Below are 16631 nucleotides of genomic sequence, written 5' to 3'. Positions count from 1 at the left end.
CTCCGACTCGGGTTCGGGTTCGGTTGTGGGGGTGTTGTTTTCCCACGGTGGCGGTTGGGGTGGGGTGGGGATGCGGGTGGCTTCGGCGGCGGCGGCCTGGCGGGCCAGCACCTCGTAGTCGATGGCCGGCGCCACCACGTTCGGGTCCCCGGACGAAGATTGGCGCAACGCGTCGAGTTGGGCCAGCACCTGTTCCAGGGCACCGTGTTCGGCCAGCACGTGAATCACCGCCGTGGGCACCGCCGACGGCAGCGTCGCGGCCACACAGTCGCCGGCACCGCACTGGCACACCAACCGGTCCCGCCGGGCGTAGACCGCCCCTTGCGCGGCCGCCCGCAGCTCACCTTTGCTGCGGGGATCGTTGCTGCAGACGGTGGCGGCCAGCGCATCCAGCACCCGCATCCCCAACTCCGCATCAGCTGCCGAGATCCGCCCATACAGCGACGCGGTGCCGGTGGCGTCATCGCGTTTACCGAACCCCACATCGCAGCCTTGGGCGGCCTCACGGTAGCGCCGCACGGCATCGGGGTCGTGTTCTTCGATGATGGCGTCGATGGCGAGCACCAGGTCGTCGTCGGAGAGCAGGGTGTAGCCGCCCGCCCGGGCGGCGAGCTCGGCATCGACGGTGGCCTGCACCGACGGCAGCAGCAGTTCGGTGCGGTAGATCAGGGTTTCGGCGACCCGGGTGTTGATCACGCCGGCCGCCAAGAGTGCCGCGACCTTCGGGGACCGGGCGAGCCCTTCGGCCAGGCGCATCTGGGTGGAGGCGCGCCGTGCGCTCAGCCGCATCACCGGGCCCACCTGATCACGCACGGCGTTCCATTCGTCGTAGGCCCAGGTTTTCTCTTCGGCGGCGGCGTGGTCTTTGTGGTGGGCCAGCAGGCGGGCGATCATCGTCCATTTGTGCGCGACCATGGTGGCCTCAGCGCGGTGGAAGGCGCCGATGGCATCGACCATCGCCGCGGGGGACAAATCCCCGCAGGTGGTCGGATCAATCAGCTCTTCGAACATGCTTTCGACACTACCCACGCCCACCGACAAGACATGCGCCACAAGGCAATCCACCACGACAAGCGCCTACTTATCCACAGTCAACGCTTCATCCACAACCCGATGCGCACGGCTTGACACGCGTGATCCTGAGATCGAACAGTTCGACACCGGCCGGCAACAGTGTTTGGCCGGCGAAGCGTGTGCTCCTACAAATCGGGGATGGGGAGATCGAGATTGGGGAAGGTGAGGCCGCCGTCGACCTCGAGCGTCTTGCCGGTGAGATAGCTGGCCGCCGGTGAGGCGAGATAGACCGCGGCCGCGGCGATGTCGAGTGGGTCGCCCAGCCGGCGCATCGGCGTGGCCTTCTCCATGGGCGTCCGGAGCTCGTCGTTCTGCGCCACCACATCGAGGGCGGAGGTGAGGATGGAGCCCGGCGCGATCGCATTGACGCGGACCCGCGGGGCCAGGTCCAATGCGGCAAGCCGCGTGTAGTGTGCCAGCGCCGCTTTGGCCGTACCATACGCCGCAAACCCTCGCCCGGCGAGGCGCCCCATGGTCGAGGTGATGTTGATGACATTGCCGCCGCCGCTGTGCTCCAACATCAGTGGTACTGCAGCGGAAGTGAGCGCGTGCGCCGTCATCACGTTGAATGTGAATGCATTTTTGAAGGCCTGGGTCGGCGTGTCCAGCAACGGACCAGGCATTGTTCCGCCAACGTTGTTGACGATGATGTCTAGTTTGCCGAAGGTGTCCACAGCCACCTGCGCCAGCGTTGCCGTGGTGTCCGGGTGGGCGAGGTCGCCGACGACCACGTGCGCGCGGCGTCCCACCTCCCGGATCTGCGTGGCTACGGCATCTAGTTCCGATTCGGTGCGCGAGGCGATGACGACATCGGCCCCTGCCTGCGCGAATGCCACTGCGATTGCCGCGCCGAGGCCGCGGCCTGCGCCTGTGACGACGGCTACTTGGTCGTCCAGGCGGAATCTGTCGAGGATCATCGCGGCACACGGTAACAAGGCGGCGGGTGGTTGTGCCGCGCATTGCCGAAGGTTTTTAGAACAGGTTTCAATCGGTGATTCTGGCGACGTTCGCGCGGTCATTGAACCAGGTGAGGGCCCGAAACGTAGCCACCAATATGAAAAGCTCAACCCCTAGCCTGAGCCGATGACCGACGACATGGCACCCGCGATTGCGGCTGCGGCAGTGGAGTTCCCGCCCCACCGCCATTCCCAACAAGACGTGATTTCGGCGTTGGCGGACTTTGCCGGCCCTGAGTTCCACCGGTTCGCTGCGGCCGCCGGTGTCGAGCATCGTAATCTCGCGCTGCCGCTGATGCGGTATCCCGAACTGACTGGCTTTTCCGAAGCGAACGCGGCCTATCTCGAGGTGGCGCTGCAGATCGGCGAGCGCGCATTGGTGTCGGCGCTCGACAAGGCGGGGCTGCACCCCGAGGACGTCGACGTCATCTTTTCCACCACGGTGACCGGGCTCGCGGTGCCGACCTTGGAAGCGCGGCTGGCCGGCCGGGTCGGGCTGCGCCCTGACGTCAAGCGGGTGCCGCTGTTCGGATTGGGTTGTGTCGCAGGGGCGGCCGGGGTGGCCCGGATGCATGACTACCTGCGCGCCTTTCCGGATCAGGTGGCCGTCCTGCTCGCGGTGGAACTGTGCTCGCTGACCGTACAGCGTGACGACATGTCGGTGGCCAACCTGGTGGCCTCCAGCCTGTTCGGTGACGGCGCCGCCGCCGTCGTCGCCACCGGCGCCAGTCGCGAGCGTCGCGGACCGCAGGTGCTGGCCACCCGCAGCCGGCTCTACCCGGATACCGAAGCGGTGATGGGTTGGGATATCGGTACCCAGGGTTTCAAGATCGTGCTGTCGGCCGATGTGCCCGACGTGGCCGAGAAGTACCTGGGCGAGGACGTGACCCTGTTCCTGGCCGAATTCGGTTTGAAGACCACCGATATCAGCACCTGGGTGTCGCATCCCGGCGGGCCGAAGGTGATCGACGCGATCCAGAACGTGCTCGAGTTGCCTGCCGATGCACTGGATTACACCCGTAACTCATTGCGCGACAACGGCAATCTGTCGTCGGCGTCGGTGCTGGACGTGCTGCGGGCCAACCTCGCCGAACCGCCTGCCGAAGGCAGCTACGGCATGATGATCGCGATGGGCCCGGGGTTCTGCTCCGAGCTCGTCCTGCTGCGCTGGTAGGGCCGTGTACTACCTGCTGATACTCGCCGTCGGAATCGAGCGGCTCGTCGAACTCGTCGTCTCCAAACGCAACGCCACGTGGGCGCTCGCCCACGGCGGCAAAGAATATGGGCGCGAGCACTATCCGGTGATGGTGATCATCCACGCCGGGTTGCTGATCGGCTGCGTCGTCGAGGTGTGGGCCTTGGACCGTCCCTTCATCCCGTGGCTGGGGTGGACGATGCTCGTCATCGCCGTCCTGACCCAGGTGCTGCGCTGGTGGTGTATCACCACCCTCGGTAAGCGGTGGAACACCCTGGTGATCGTCATCCCGGACGCGCCGCTGGTGAACACCGGCCCATACAAGTACAAGTGGCTGCACCATCCCAACTATCTGGTCGTGATCATCGAAGGCATTGCGCTGCCGTTGATTCACACCGCTTGGATCACCGCCCTCTGCTTCACCGTGGCCAACGCGGCACTGCTGCGCGTCCGCCTGCGGGTGGAGAACGAGGCGCTGGGATACACGCTGCCTGCCAGGACATGAGTTTCGACGCCGACATTCTGGTGGTCGGTGGCGGTCCCGGGGGACTGGCCACCGCGCTACACGCTCGCGCGCAAGGCCTTTCGGTGATCGTCGTCGAGCCTCGGGACTCTCCGATCGACAAAGCGTGTGGCGAAGGTCTGATGCCGGGCGGACTCGCCGAACTGTCCGCCCTGGGCGTCGACCCCGCCGGAATGCCGTTCCGTGGTATCGCCTACTCCGACGGCAAGCGGCGCGCCGAAGCGTGTTTCCGCGACGGAGTGGGTCGTCCCGTTCTGGGTCGAGGAATCCGGCGTACGACGCTGCACGCGGCACTCGCGGAGCGCGCCAAACAGGTGGACACCGAGTGGGTTTCGGCCAAGGTGGGCACGGTGTCCCAGGACGCCGACGGGGTCACCGCCGCCGGCATCCGCGCCCGCTACCTTGTCGGTGCCGATGGCCTGCACTCGGCGGTGCGCCGCGCGGTCGGTATCGATTCGTCGGTCGGCAGCCCGCGGAGAGTAGGGCTGCGCAAGCACTTTCACGTCCCGGTGTGGTCGGACTTCGTGGAGGTGCACTGGTCGCCGTTCGGCGAGGCGTATGTCACGCCGGTCGAGCCCGATCTGGTGGGTGTGGCGATCCTCAGCACCAACCGGGCCGACCTGAGCTGCTTCCCGTGGCTGGAGGCTCGGCTCCGCGGCGTCGCCCATACCAAGGAGCGCGGCTGCGGGCCGCTGCGCCAAGTGGTGTCCCGCCGCGTCGCGGGCCGGGTGCTGCTCGTCGGTGACGCCGCCGGCTACGAGGACGCACTCACCGGGGAAGGCATGAGCCTGGCCGTCAAACAAGCCGCAGCCGCCGTCGCGGCGATCGTCGCCGAGCGTCCCGCCGACTACGAGAAGGACTGGCACCGGATCACCCGGCGCTACCGGCTACTGACCCGCGGCCTCGTGCTGGCGACGGCCACCCGGTTCGGTAAGAAGGCAATCGTGCCGGGCGCAGCGGCGCTTCCGGCCGCCTTCCGGCTGGCGGTCAACACGCTGGGGCATTAGCTCGACTTCTTGGCCGGGGCTTTTTTCGCGGCGGCCTTCTTGGCCGGCGCTTTCTTCGCGGCGGTCTTCTTGGCCGGGGCTTTCTTCGCCGGTGATTTCTTGGCCGGCTTCTCGTCTTCGGAGTCGTCCTCCGACGACGCCCCCCGGCGCTTCTTCACACTTGCCTCCAACTTGGCCAGCAGATCCGAGACGTCCTCGGTCTCGTCGAGTTCCTTGGGCTGCTCCTCGACGGTGAATGCCTCGCCGCCTTCGAGTTTCGCCTCCACGAGTTCGCGCAGCTGATCCTGGTAATCGTCGTGGAACTGATCGGGATTGAAATCGTCGGCCATCGAATCCACCACCTGGCCGGCCATTTTCAGCTCGGCAGGTTTGATGTCGACCTTCTGGTCGAGCACCGGGAAATCCGGGTCGCGGATCTCGTCGGGCCACAGCAGCGTGTGGATGGTCATGACGTCACGTTTGTTGATGTCCATCACCCGCAGCGCGGCCAGCCGGGTTTTGTTGCGCAGGGCGAAGTGCACGATCGCCAGCCGATCGGTGTCCATCAATGTCTTGGCCAGCAGTACATAAGACTTCGACGACTTCGAGTCGGGCTCCAGGAAATAACTCTTGTCGTACATGATCGGGTCGATCTGGCTGGCCGGCACGAACTCCAGCACCTCGATCTCGCGGCTGCGTTCCTCCGGCAGCGTGGCGATGTCCTCGTCGGTGATCACCACACTCTGGCCGTCATCGGACTCGAAGGCCTTGGCGATGTCCCGGTACTCGACCACTTCGCCGCAGACCTCGCAGACCCGCTTGTAGCGGATGCGCCCGTTGTCCTTGGCGTGCACCTGATGGAACTTGATGTCGTGGTCCTCGGTGGCGCTGTAGACCTTGACCGGCACATTCACCAGGCCGAACGCAATCGAACCCTTCCAGATGGACCGCATTACGCCAGTATGGCCTACTTCACCGCACGGCAAACGCCGAAGACTCTAGGAAGCCGCGTCCAGCGTCGCACGGTCCGGCAGGTCCGCGCCGGCCCTGGCCACGGTCAGCGCCGAGTTCAGCACCGCCGCGCCCAACACCGACCGCAACTGATCGGTGCTGATGGCGCGTAACGCGGGCCGGTGGTCGCCGCCGAGCAGACCCAGCGACCACAGCGCGTCGAGCAGACCGGTCATGAACGAGTCCCCGGCGCCGACGGTGTCGACCACGTCCACGGTGCGCGCGGGCACGGACACCGCACCCGCCTGCGCTACCGCGAACGCGCCGTCGCCGCCCTTGGTCACGGCCACGATCGCCGGGCCCGCCGCCAGCCACCGGCGGGCCACCTCCTCCGGTTCGACGTCCGGGGCGAGCCAGCGCAGGTCCTCATCGCTGGCTTTGACCACATCGCTCTTGGCGACCAGCCGCTCGATGCGGTCGCGCGCCAGATTGGCATCGGTGATGAGGTCGGTCCGGACATTCGGGTCGAAGGTCACCGTCGCCGATACCCGGTAGGTGTCCAGCAGGGCGGCCACCGCACGGCAACCCGGCTCGAGCACCGTGGCGATCGACCCGGTGTGCACCACCAGCGGAGGGCCGACCTCCGGCGTGCCCGACAGCTTCCAGGTCAGATCGAAGGTGTAGGTGGCCGCACCCGTGTCGTCCAGCCGGGCGCGGGCCACGGGCGTGTGCTCGGCGCTGACGCTGCCGGCCACCAGAGACACCCCGGCCGAGGTGACGTAATCGCCGATGCGGCGGCCGTGTTCGTCGTCGCCGATGTGGGTGAGGAAGTCGACGTCGCGTTCCAGCCGCGCCAGGCCCACCGCGACGTTGAGTGGGCTGCCGCCCACGTGCTCACCGGTGGCCCGCCCCTCTCGTTCGACGATATCGATCAGGGCTTCACCGATGACCAGAGCCCGCTGTGTCATGGGCGATCCGCTCCTACGCTCGTCCCTCGCGCACTCGCTACTCGCTGTGTCATGGGCGATCCGCTCCTACGCTCGTCCCTCGCGCACTCGCTACTCGGTGGGTCACCTGCGTAGCGCTTCCAGCGTCGCCTTCGCGCCGTCGCGGTGTAGCGAGTCCAGCGCCCACTGATAGGCCTCGACGAAGCGAGGCTGCTGGGCGAGATCACCGAACAGGGCTTCGTTCTGGATGAAGGCCAGCGGATTGTCCTTCTGGGACTGGGCAATCGGGATCAGCTGTTCGGCCAGCTGATCGACGACCTTGATGGGCTCGCCTTGTTCGTCGACGGCTTCGGCGTACCGCGCCCAGCTCGCGACGATCGCGGCCGAGAGCCGGATGGGCCCACCGGATTCGAGGTTCGTACGGATCACCGGCACAAGCCATTTCGGGATGCGGTCCGAGGAGTCGGCGCACAACCGCGCGACGGTATCGCGCACCCCGGGGTTGGCGAACCGCTCGATGGCGGTGCGCTTGAAGGCGGGCAGGTCGATGCCGGGAACCGGCAGCAGAGTGGGAGTGGCCTCGGAATCCCAATAGTCGATGAGGAAGTCGGCGATCAACGGATCGGAGGCGGCATCGTGCACCAGCCGGTAGCCGAGCAGGTAGGCGAAGTAGCACAGTCCCTGGTGGCCGGCGTTGAGCAATCGCAGTTTCATCAGCTCGTAGGGGGTGACGTCCTCGACGGTCAGCACGCCGACGTCCTCGTACGGCGGGCGGCCGTCGACGAACTTGTCCTCCAGCGCCCAGGAGGTGAACGGCTCGGCGACCACCGGCCAGAGATCCTCGATCCCGTCCTGCTCGGCCAGCGTTTCGATGACGTCGGGGGTGGTGACAGGGGTGATCCGGTCGACCATCGAGTTCGGGAACCGGGTGTTCTCGGCCATCCACGCGGACAGGCCGGGGTGGTGCTTGTCGGCGAAGTCGCTGAAGGCCTGTTGTGCGACGTGGCCGTTGCCCTCGATGTTGTCGCAGGACACGATGGTGAACGAGGGCACACCGCGGTCGCGCCGGCGTTCCAGCGCTGCGGTGACCAGCCCGAACACCGATGATTCGTCGGCATTGGTGATCTGGTATCCACCCTCGGTGATGGTCAGCTCGACGATCCGGGTGGTCGGCGCGGCCAGCAATTCGATGACGGCCTCGGGGTCATCGGGCGCGTACCGGTAATCGACGATCGACCCGATGACGCGGACGTCGCGGCTGCCATCGGGATTGACCAGGATCAGGGTGTACAGCCCGTCCTGTGCTTCGAGGGCATCGCGCATCTTCTGGTCGCCGGGTAGCACCCCGACACCGCAGATGCCCCATTCTTTGGCGAGACCCTGCTCCAACAGCTGATCGAGGTAGTACGCCTGATGCGCGCGGTGGAAACCGCCGACACCGAAATGCACGATGCCGACCCCGATCTCGTCGCGGTCATAGCTCGGCTTGGCGACCGTGATCTCGGCCAGCGTTTGTTTGTTCAGTTTCATGACCACACCACCTCTCTGACGTTACCGCTGACGATATGGACCGGGAGAGGTGTTGTGTGCGTCACATTTCCTATGTTAGCGTGGTGAGCATCTACTCGCACCCATGAGCAAATGCTCACGGGTGGCGGAAAGGCGGGATCCGTGACGGTGGCCAGCGGTGCAGCTGCGGGGTCCCGCATGTCGCCTGCTCATGAAGCCAAACGCGAGGACCTGCGCCTTGCCCTGCGCGCGGCCACCATGTACTACCTCGACGGCCTCACTCAGGCGCAGATCGCGCAGCGGCTCGGTGTATCCCGGCCCACCGCAGGCCGGCTGGTGGCCCGCGCGAAAACCCGCGGGCTGGTCCGCATCGAGATCGTCGTCCCCACCGACCTGCGTGATGACCTGCACGCCGAGGAGGAGCGCGCGCTCGAGGAGCGGTTCGGTCTCGCCGAGGCCGTGGTCGCCGGACACGGTGTCGACCTCGGATCGCCGGGGCGGCCGGAGACTTTCGCGAGCGTGGGCCGGGCCGCCGCGGCGTTGTTGACGCGACGACTTTCCCCCGGTGACACCCTGGGCTTCACCTGGGGGCCGGAGAACGTGGCGGTGGCTCAAGCGCTGCCCACCGGTGTGGCGACCTGCCGGGCCGTGGTCCAGCTCGACGGCTCGATGTCGACAGCGGCCTACCAGACCGGCACCGAGTACATCCTGAGTCGCTGCGCAGAGGTACTGCACGCCGACACCTACCGGCTGCCCGCGCCGCTGTACGCCGACCCGGCCACCGTCGACTCCATCCGCAGCGACTCGGGAATGTCGCGCACGCTGGAAGCCGGGCGCCGGGCCGACGTGATGATCTTCGGGATCGGGGCGGTGTCGACGTCGACGACGTTGTTCGAAGGCAGCTTCCTGGACACCGGCATGCTCGACGAACTGGTCTCGCTGGGCGCGGTCGGTGAGATCGGGGGCCGGTTCTTCGACGCCGACGGCACTCCGGTCGACGGTGAACTACAACGCCGCGCGGTCTCGGTCGCGCTGGAAGACATCAAGGCGTGCCCCGCCACCATCCTGGTGTCCAGTGGTGTCACCAAACACCACGCCACGCTCGGCGCGCTGCGCGGCGGGCTGGCCCGCTTCCTGGTGTGCGATATCGACTGTGCCCGTTGGCTTCTGAGTCAGTAACACAAAGTGAGGTTCAAGGTGAAAGCACCCACGACGACCAAACCGCGGCGACGAGCTCTCCACCGGTTGGCCGCAGGCCTGTCCGCGGTCATGCTCACCCTCATCACCGGCTGCGCCGGGGCGGGCAGCCTCGGCGCCTCCGACAACGAGGTGACCATCGCCTTGGTCTCCAATTCCCAGATGACCGACGCCCAGGAGCTGTCGACGCGGTTCGAGGCCGAGAACCCCGGAACGAAGCTGAAATTCATCACCCTGTCGGAGAATCAGGCACGCGCCAAGATCACCATGTCCACGGCCATGGGCGGCAGTGAGTTCGACGTGGTGATGATCAGCAACTTCGAGACACCGCAGTGGGCCAGGGACGGCTGGTTGCTGAATCTCTCCGAGTACGCCAGGGAGACACCGGGTTACGACGAGAACGATTTCATCTCGTCGCTGCGCGATTCGCTGTCGTATGAGGGCAACATGTACGCGGTGCCGTTCTACGGCGAGTCGTCCTTCCTGATGTACCGCAAGGACCTCTTCGAGCAGGCCGGCATCCAGGTGAATCAGGACCCGAACTTCCAGCCCACGTGGCAGGAGGTACGGGACTGGGCCAAGCAGCTCAAGACCGATGACCGGGCGGGTATCTGCCTGCGCGGCAAGCCCGGCTGGGGTGAGGTGCTGGCCCCGCTGGACACCGTGATCAACACCTTCGGCGGCCGCTGGTTCGACGAACAGTGGAACGCCCAGCTCAACAGCCCCGAGGTCAAGGAAGCGGTCAACTTCTACGTCGACACGCTCCGGGAATCGGGTGAACTCGGCGCCGCCTCAACAGGTTTCCAGGAATGCGCCAACCTGTTCGGGCAGGGGCAGACGGCGATGTGGTACGACGCCACGTCGGCGGTGTCGGTGCTCGAGGATCCGAAGTCCTACCCCGAACTGCAGGGCAAGATCGGCTACCTGCCCGCCCCGATCGTCGAGAAGCCGAACTCGGGCTGGCTCTACACCTGGGCGCTGGGAATCCCCAAAGCCGCCAAGAATCCCGACGGTGCCTGGAAATTCATCTCGTGGATGACGAGCAAGGACTACATGAAGCTGGTCGGCGAAGAGTTGGGTTGGGCGCGCGTCCCACCCGGAAGCCGGACCTCGACCTACACCGAGCTCCCGGAGTACGAGGCGATCTCGCAGTCCTACGGGCCGCTGACACTGCGGTCGATCGAGAACGCCACCCCGAATGAGCCTACTGTGCAACCGGTTCCGTACACCGGCGTGCAGTTCGTCGGCATCCCGGAGTTCCAGGATCTGGGAACCCGGGTGAGCCAGCAGATCAGCGCAGCGATAGCCGGACAGAAGTCCGTCAACGACGCGCTGGAACAAGCGCAGGAATACGCCGAGGTCGTCGGCAAGACCTATCAGGAGAACTGATGACTGTCACAGCTGATACCCAAGCCGGCGTCGGTGAGGCGGAACGGGTCCGCCGGATCCGGGAGAACCAGGATTTCGGGGTGAGCCGGGCCGAAGGCTGGCGCAGGCGGGGGCCGTTGCTGCCGGCGTTGATCTTCATGATCGTGGTGACGCAGGTGCCGTTCCTGTTCACCCTGTACTACTCCACGTTGTCGTGGAACCTGGTGCGCCCGGGGTCGCGGCAGTTCGTGGGGCTGGACAACTACATCGCGGTGGTGAAGGACAGTCAGTTCTGGTCGGTGGCGTTGAACACCGTCATCTTGATCGTCGGTGTGGTGGTGATCTCGGCGTTCTTCGGGCTGCTGCTGGCCTTGTTGCTCGACCGGGCGTTCCTGGGTCGCGGGATCGTGCGCACCCTGCTGATCACCCCGTTCCTGGTGACACCCGTTGCGGCGGCGCTGATCTGGAAGACCACCATTCTCGATCCCACCAACGGCATCCTGAACTGGGTGCTGTCGCTGGTGGGGATCGGCCCGGTGGACTGGATCGGTCAGTTCCCGCTGGTGATGGTGATGGTCGAATTGATCTGGCAGTGGACGCCGTTCATGATGCTGCTGATCCTGGCCGGCCTGCAGTCCATGCCGCGCGACATCCTGGAGGCCAGCGGCGTCGACGGCGCCACGGCGTTCCAGTCGTTCCGGGAACTGACACTGCCGCATCTGCGCCGGTTCATCGAATTGGGTGTGGTGCTGGGTGCGATCTACCTGGTGAACACCTTCGACGCGATCTACATGATGACCCAGGGTGGCCCGGGCATCGCGAGTGCGAACCTGCCGTTCTACATCTATCAGCGTGCCTTCCTGGGCTTCGACATGGGCCAGGCGGCGGCGATGGGTGTGGTGGTGGTGATCTTCACGATCGTCATCGCGAACTTCGCCCTGCGCTTGATCTTCAAATCGTTCACCGGCAAGGAAGAGGCTGCTTGATGACCACCACAGTCGAAAAGACCTCCACCGGAGCCGCTTCGGCGGAGGCATCGAAGAAGAAGTCCCGTAAGTTCAGTGCCTGGGGGGTGGTGGCCTGGCTGGTGGGCCTGGGCTTCTTCTTCCCGGTGTTCTGGATGATCCTCACCTCCTTCAAACAGGAAGGTGATGCGGCCACCAGCCCGCCGAAGCTGATCTTCACCCCGACGCTGGATCAGTACGGTGCGGTGTTCAGTCAGGGCATCGGGCCGGCGATGCTCAACTCGGTGTTCGCCACCGGGCTGTCGACCATCCTGGTGCTGCTGCTCGGCACACCGGCGGCGTTCGCGTTGTCGCTGCGCCCGGTTCGCAAGACCCAGGACGCGTTGTTCTTCTTCATGAGCACCAAGATGCTGCCGGTGGTGGCGGTGATCCTGCCGCTGTATGTGATCGTCTCCAATGTCGGTCTGCTGGACAACATCTGGGCGCTGGTCATCCTCTACACCGCGATGAACCTGCCGATCGCGGTGTGGATGATGCGCTCGTTCTTCCTCGAGGTTCCTGGTGAGCTGCTCGAGGCCGCCTCGTTGGACGGCGCGAGTCTGTGGCGTTCGGTGCGTGAGGTGATCCTGCCGCTGGTCTCGCCCGGCATTGCCGCCACGGCGCTGATCTGTGTGATCTTCGCCTGGAACGAGTTCTTCTTCGCCGTCAACCTCACCGCGGTCAACGCGCAGACCATGCCGGTGTACCTGGTGGGGTTCATCGCCGGTGAGGGGCAGTACTGGGCCGTGTTGTCCGCGGCCGCAACCATGTCGGCGCTTCCCGTGATCCTGTGCGGGTGGTTCGCCCAGAACAAGCTGGTCCGTGGACTTTCCTTCGGCGCAATCAAATAGGAGCAAACAATGGCATCGATCGCCTACAAGAACGCGACCTGCATCTACGAGGGCTCGGACAAACTCGCGGTGGACTCACTGAACCTCGACATCAACGACGGCGAGTTCGTCGTCCTGGTCGGGCCGTCGGGGTCCGGGAAGAGCACCGCGCTGCGGATGCTCGCCGGGCTCGAGGAGATCGACGAGGGCGATATCGAAATCGGCGGCAAGAACATGAAAGGGGTCCCGTCGAAAGACCGTGACATCGCCATGGTGTTCCAGAACTACGCGCTGTATCCGAACAAGACCGTCGCCGAGAACATGGGATTCGCGTTGAAGCTGCGCGGGGTGTCGGCCGACGAGCGGCGTCGCAAGGTCGAAGACGCGGCCAAACTGCTCGACCTGACCGAATTCCTGGACCGCAAGCCCGCCAAGCTCTCCGGTGGCCAGCGCCAGCGGGTGGCCATGGGCCGGGCGATCGTGCGTGAGCCGCAGGTGTTCTGCATGGACGAGCCCCTGTCGAACCTGGATGCCAAACTGCGTGTGCAGACCCGCACCGAAATCGCGGCCCTGCAACGCCGATTGGGCACCACCACCGTCTACGTCACCCACGATCAGGTGGAAGCCATGACGATGGGTGACCGGGTGGCGGTGCTGCGGTTCGGTCAACTGCAGCAGTTCGCCTCACCGGCAGACCTGTACGACAAGCCGGCCAATGCCTTCGTCGCCGGATTCATCGGCTCACCGGCGATGAACCTGCTGACCGGACGGATCGTCAGCGACGGCGTCATGATCGGCGAGGACTCCACGCTGCCCCTGGAGCGCGACCAACTGTCCGCCCTGCACAATGCCGGCCTGGAAGAGGTGACCGTGGGGATCCGGCCCGAGCACCTCGAGGTGTCCACCGGTGGCGGCATCGACGTGGTGGTGGACCTGGTGGAGGACCTGGGCAGCGAAACCTACCTGTACACCCATGCCGCACCGGGAGTGCAACTGGTCGCCCGTTCGATCAAGCGGGCACCGGCCCGGCTGGCCGAGACCGTGGAACTGCACAAGGTCGCCGACGGTGTGGTGCACCTGTTCCACCCGGAGAGCGGGGAACGGATCTAGGGCGAGCCCGGTGCAGTATCACCCGTCGGATACCGCTGTGGTGATCATCGACCCACAGAACGACGTACTGAGCCCGACCGGGCGCAATTGGGAGGTGTTGGCGGACAGTATCGGCGAGAACAACACCGTCGAGCATCTCGTCGAGTTGTTGGATGCCGCCCGCATGGGCGGCTATCCACTGTTCGTCTCGCCGCACTACTTCTATCCGAGCGATCACCAGTGGTTGTTCAACGGGCCCTTGGAAACCGACGAACTCCGGACCGACACCTTTGCGCGGGCCGGTGCGCTGACCCTCGACGGCTTCGCCGGTTCCGGCGCGGACTGGCTCGATGAGCTCCGAGCCTTCATCGAGGACACCGCGACCGTGGTGGCCAGCCCACACAAGGTCTGGGGCCCACAAACCAACGATCTCGTGCTCCAGCTGCGAAAACGACGGATCACCAAGGTGATCCTGTGCGGCATGCTCGCCAACATCTGTGTGGAGTCACATCTGCGCGATCTCCTCGAGCAGGGTTTTGAGGTCGCCGTGGTCCGTGACGCCACCGCCGGGCCTCGACATCCGGTCCGCGGCGACGGCTATCAGGCGGCCCTGGTGAACTTCGCCTACCTGGCGCATGCGCTGCCCGACACCGAAGAGATCGTCGCTGCCATGACAGAGGTCTAGCCGATCGGGTATACCGTCCTGCTATGGAGCGCCTTGGACGAGTTCGGCTGACCAATGCCGACAAGGTGCTCTACCCGCAGACGGGCACCACCAAGCAGGACGTTTTCGACTACTACGTGGCAATCGCGCAGGTGATGGTGCCGCACACCGCGGGCCGCCCCACCACCCGCAAGCGCTGGCCCAACGGTGTCGAGGAGCCGGCGTTCTTCGAGAAGCAGCTGGCGTCCTCGGCGCCCGAGTGGCTGACGCGGGGCAGCGTCACCCACCGTTCGGGCACCACCACCTATCCGATTGTGGACAGCCAGGAGGCGCTGGCCTGGATCGCGCAGCAGGCATCGTTGGAAGTGCATGTGCCGCAATGGATGTTCGTAAACGGTAGACCAGGTCCGGCGACGCGCCTGGTTTTCGACCTCGACCCGGGCGAGGGCGTCACCATGCCGCAGCTGTGCGAGGTGGCCCACGAGGTGAAGGAACTGATGGCCGGCATCGGCCTCACTGCCTATCCACTGACCAGCGGAAGCAAGGGACTGCATCTCTACGCACAGTTCGAGACCCCGGTCAGCTCGCAGGGCGCGGTGGTGCTGGCCAAACGGGTGGCCCAGCAGCTCGAGCAGATGATGCCGAAGCGGGTGACCGCCACGATGACCAAGAGTGTGCGGGCGGGCAAGGTGTTCGTGGACTGGAGTCAGAACAGCGGATCGAAGACGACAATTGCGCCGTACTCGTTGCGGGGCCGCGAGCGGCCCACCGTGGCCGCGCCGCGCACCTGGCAAGAGATCGAAGATCCCGATCTGCAACACCTCACCTACGACGAAGTCCTGGAGCGGGTGGCCCGCGACGGGGACCTGCTGGCGGCCCTGGATGCTGACGCCCCCGTCGCCGACAAACTGACCACCTACCGCAGCATGCGGGATCCCGGCAAGACGCCGGAGCCGGTGCCGGATGCCAAACCCGCTGTCGGCCACGACAATACGTTTGTCATCCAGGAACACCACGCACGACGGCTGCACTACGACTTCCGGCTGGAACGCAATGGGGTACTGGTGTCCTGGGCGGTGCCGAAGAATCTGCCGGAAACCACGTCGGTGAACCACCTGGCCGTCCACACCGAGGACCACCCGCTGGAGTACGCCACCTTCGAAGGTGACATCCCGAAAGGTGAATACGGCGGCGGCAAGGTGATCGTCTGGGACTCCGGCACTTACGAGGCGGAGAAGTTCCGTGATCCGGGTGTCGACGGGGAAAGCGTCGACGGCAAGAAGGGTGAAGTAATTGTCACCTTGAAGGGCTCCAAGATCTCCGGCCGCTACGCCCTGATCCAGACCGGCGGCAAGAACTGGCTGGCGCACCGCACCAAGGATCAACCCACCCCGACGCCCTCAGATCTGGCGCCGATGCTGGCCACGCACGGGTCGGTGGAGAAGCTGAAGGCCGGCCAATGGGCGTTCGAAGGCAAATGGGACGGCTACCGACTGCTGTTCGACGCCGATCACGGGTCGATGCTGTTGCGCACCCGCAGCGGTCGCGACGTCACCTCGGAGTACCCGGCGCTGGCCGCGATGGCCGCCGAGTTCGCCGACCACCACGTGCTGTTCGACGGCGAAGTGGTGGCCTTGACCGAGGACGGCGTGCCGAGCTTCTCCGAGATGCAGAACCGGGTGCGCGCCACCCGCATCGAATACTGGGCGTTCGACCTGCTCTACCTCGACGGCCGGTCACTGATGAAAGCCAAGTACCGGGATCGCCGCAAGCTCCTGGAGACACTGGCTGACGGGACCAATCTCATTGTGCCCGAGCAGCTTCCCGGCGACGGCGCCGAAGCGCTCGAATACTCGCGCAAACGTAGGTGGGAAGGCGTCGTCGCCAAGAAGTGGGATTCGACCTATCAGCCTGGGCGGCGGTCGTCGTCGTGGATCAAGGACAAGAACTGGAACACCCAGGAGATTGTCATCGGCGGCTGGCGCCAAGGCGAAGGCGGCCGCTCGTCCGGTATCGGGGCGCTGTTGATGGGAATTCCCGGGGACAACGGTCTGGACTTCGTGGGCCGCGTCGGGACCGGGTTCACCGAGAAGGAGCTCACCAAACTCAAGAAGCTGCTGACGCCGCTGAAAACCGACCGATCCCCGTTCAACGTCCGGCTTTCCGGGGTGGATGCGCGCGGGGTCACCTACGTCGAGCCGGTGCACGTCGGTGAGGTGCGCTACGGCGAGTGGACCTCCGACGACCGGCTGCGCCACCCGAGTTGGCGCGGGCTGCGTCCTGACAAGGAGCCGGGGAATGTGGTGCGGGAGTCCTGAGGGTGTTCAGCCGCTCAGAA

General features: G+C 65.6%; 15 protein-coding genes. 10 read left to right on the top strand and 5 right to left on the bottom strand.

Annotated elements, in window-relative coordinates; all coding sequences use genetic code 11:
* Positions 1–1011 (bottom strand): DUF222 domain-containing protein (locus tag AC3A6P_RS12965; RefSeq protein ID WP_487691914.1); only part of this gene is annotated, 1011 nt, incomplete at its 3' end.
* Between the two features lie 188 nt (positions 1012–1199).
* Positions 1200–1991: an SDR family oxidoreductase gene (locus AC3A6P_RS12960; protein WP_487691913.1), complete on the bottom strand. Its 792-nt coding sequence runs from the start codon at positions 1989–1991 to the stop codon at positions 1200–1202.
* 166 nt (positions 1992–2157) lie between these two features.
* Between AC3A6P_RS12960 and AC3A6P_RS12955 the strand changes: the two genes are divergently transcribed.
* The 3 genes from AC3A6P_RS12955 to AC3A6P_RS12945 are packed head-to-tail and all read left to right on the top strand — an operon-like array spanning position 2158 to position 4755.
* A complete protein-coding gene (locus AC3A6P_RS12955) occupies positions 2158–3204 on the top strand; it encodes a type III polyketide synthase (protein WP_487691912.1) in 1047 nt (348 codons plus the stop codon).
* 4 nt (positions 3205–3208) lie between these two features.
* Complete coding sequence (locus AC3A6P_RS12950) at positions 3209–3730, top strand: isoprenylcysteine carboxyl methyltransferase family protein (protein ID WP_487691911.1); 522 nt, start codon at positions 3209–3211, stop codon at positions 3728–3730.
* Complete coding sequence (locus AC3A6P_RS12945) at positions 3727–4755, top strand: NAD(P)/FAD-dependent oxidoreductase (protein WP_487691910.1); 1029 nt, start codon at positions 3727–3729, stop codon at positions 4753–4755. The genes AC3A6P_RS12950 and AC3A6P_RS12945 overlap by 4 nt, the downstream gene beginning before the upstream one ends.
* On the opposite strand, the gene ku is transcribed toward AC3A6P_RS12945, so the two are convergent.
* The 3 genes from ku to AC3A6P_RS12930 form a co-directional block, all read right to left on the bottom strand.
* Positions 4752–5687, bottom strand: coding sequence for a non-homologous end joining protein Ku (gene ku / locus AC3A6P_RS12940; protein ID WP_487691908.1), 936 nt, complete (start codon positions 5685–5687; stop codon positions 4752–4754). The two genes, AC3A6P_RS12945 and ku, sit on opposite strands and share 4 nt — an antisense overlap.
* Positions 5688–5732: 45 nt before the next feature.
* Complete coding sequence (locus tag AC3A6P_RS12935) at positions 5733–6653, bottom strand: carbohydrate kinase family protein (protein ID WP_487691907.1); 921 nt, start codon at positions 6651–6653, stop codon at positions 5733–5735.
* A gap of 102 nt (positions 6654–6755) precedes the next feature.
* Positions 6756–8162 (bottom strand): mannitol dehydrogenase family protein, encoded by a 1407-nt coding sequence (locus AC3A6P_RS12930; RefSeq protein WP_487691905.1) that lies wholly within the window; start codon positions 8160–8162, stop codon positions 6756–6758.
* Positions 8163–8339: 177 nt separating this feature from the next.
* Here AC3A6P_RS12930 and AC3A6P_RS12925 point away from each other — a divergent pair, with 177 nt between their 5' ends.
* The 7 genes from AC3A6P_RS12925 (at position 8340) to AC3A6P_RS12895 (ending at position 16611) form a co-directional block, all read left to right on the top strand.
* Positions 8340–9320: a sugar-binding transcriptional regulator gene (locus tag AC3A6P_RS12925; RefSeq protein ID WP_487691968.1), complete on the top strand. Its 981-nt coding sequence runs from the start codon at positions 8340–8342 to the stop codon at positions 9318–9320.
* 90 nt (positions 9321–9410) lie between these two features.
* The gene (locus AC3A6P_RS12920) at positions 9411–10727 is read left to right on the top strand and encodes an ABC transporter substrate-binding protein (RefSeq protein ID WP_487691967.1); all 1317 of its coding nucleotides are present in this window, start codon (positions 9411–9413) and stop codon (positions 10725–10727) included.
* On the top strand, positions 10727–11692 hold the full coding sequence (locus AC3A6P_RS12915; RefSeq protein WP_487691904.1) for a carbohydrate ABC transporter permease: 966 nt from the start codon (positions 10727–10729) through the stop codon (positions 11690–11692). Before AC3A6P_RS12920 ends, AC3A6P_RS12915 begins: the two co-directional genes overlap by 1 nt.
* A complete protein-coding gene (locus AC3A6P_RS12910; RefSeq protein WP_487691903.1) occupies positions 11692–12561 on the top strand; it encodes a carbohydrate ABC transporter permease in 870 nt (289 codons plus the stop codon). Before AC3A6P_RS12915 ends, AC3A6P_RS12910 begins: the two co-directional genes overlap by 1 nt.
* Positions 12562–12570: 9 nt before the next feature.
* Positions 12571–13650, top strand: a complete 1080-nt coding sequence (locus tag AC3A6P_RS12905; protein ID WP_487691902.1) for an ABC transporter ATP-binding protein — start codon at positions 12571–12573, stop codon at positions 13648–13650.
* Positions 13651–13660: 10 nt separating this feature from the next.
* Positions 13661–14314 carry a cysteine hydrolase family protein gene (locus tag AC3A6P_RS12900; RefSeq protein WP_487691901.1) on the top strand — a complete coding sequence of 218 codons (654 nt, stop codon included), beginning with the start codon at positions 13661–13663 and terminating at the stop codon, positions 14312–14314.
* Between the two features lie 23 nt (positions 14315–14337).
* Positions 14338–16611 (top strand): ATP-dependent DNA ligase, encoded by a 2274-nt coding sequence (locus AC3A6P_RS12895; RefSeq protein ID WP_487691899.1) that lies wholly within the window; start codon positions 14338–14340, stop codon positions 16609–16611.
* Positions 16612–16631 lie beyond the last annotated feature (20 nt).

The sequence above is a fragment of the Mycobacterium sp. Soil_C_30 genome (assembly GCF_057656995.1).
The sequence above is the reverse complement of the archived record's forward strand: the minus strand, read 5'-3'. Positions and strand labels throughout refer to the sequence as shown.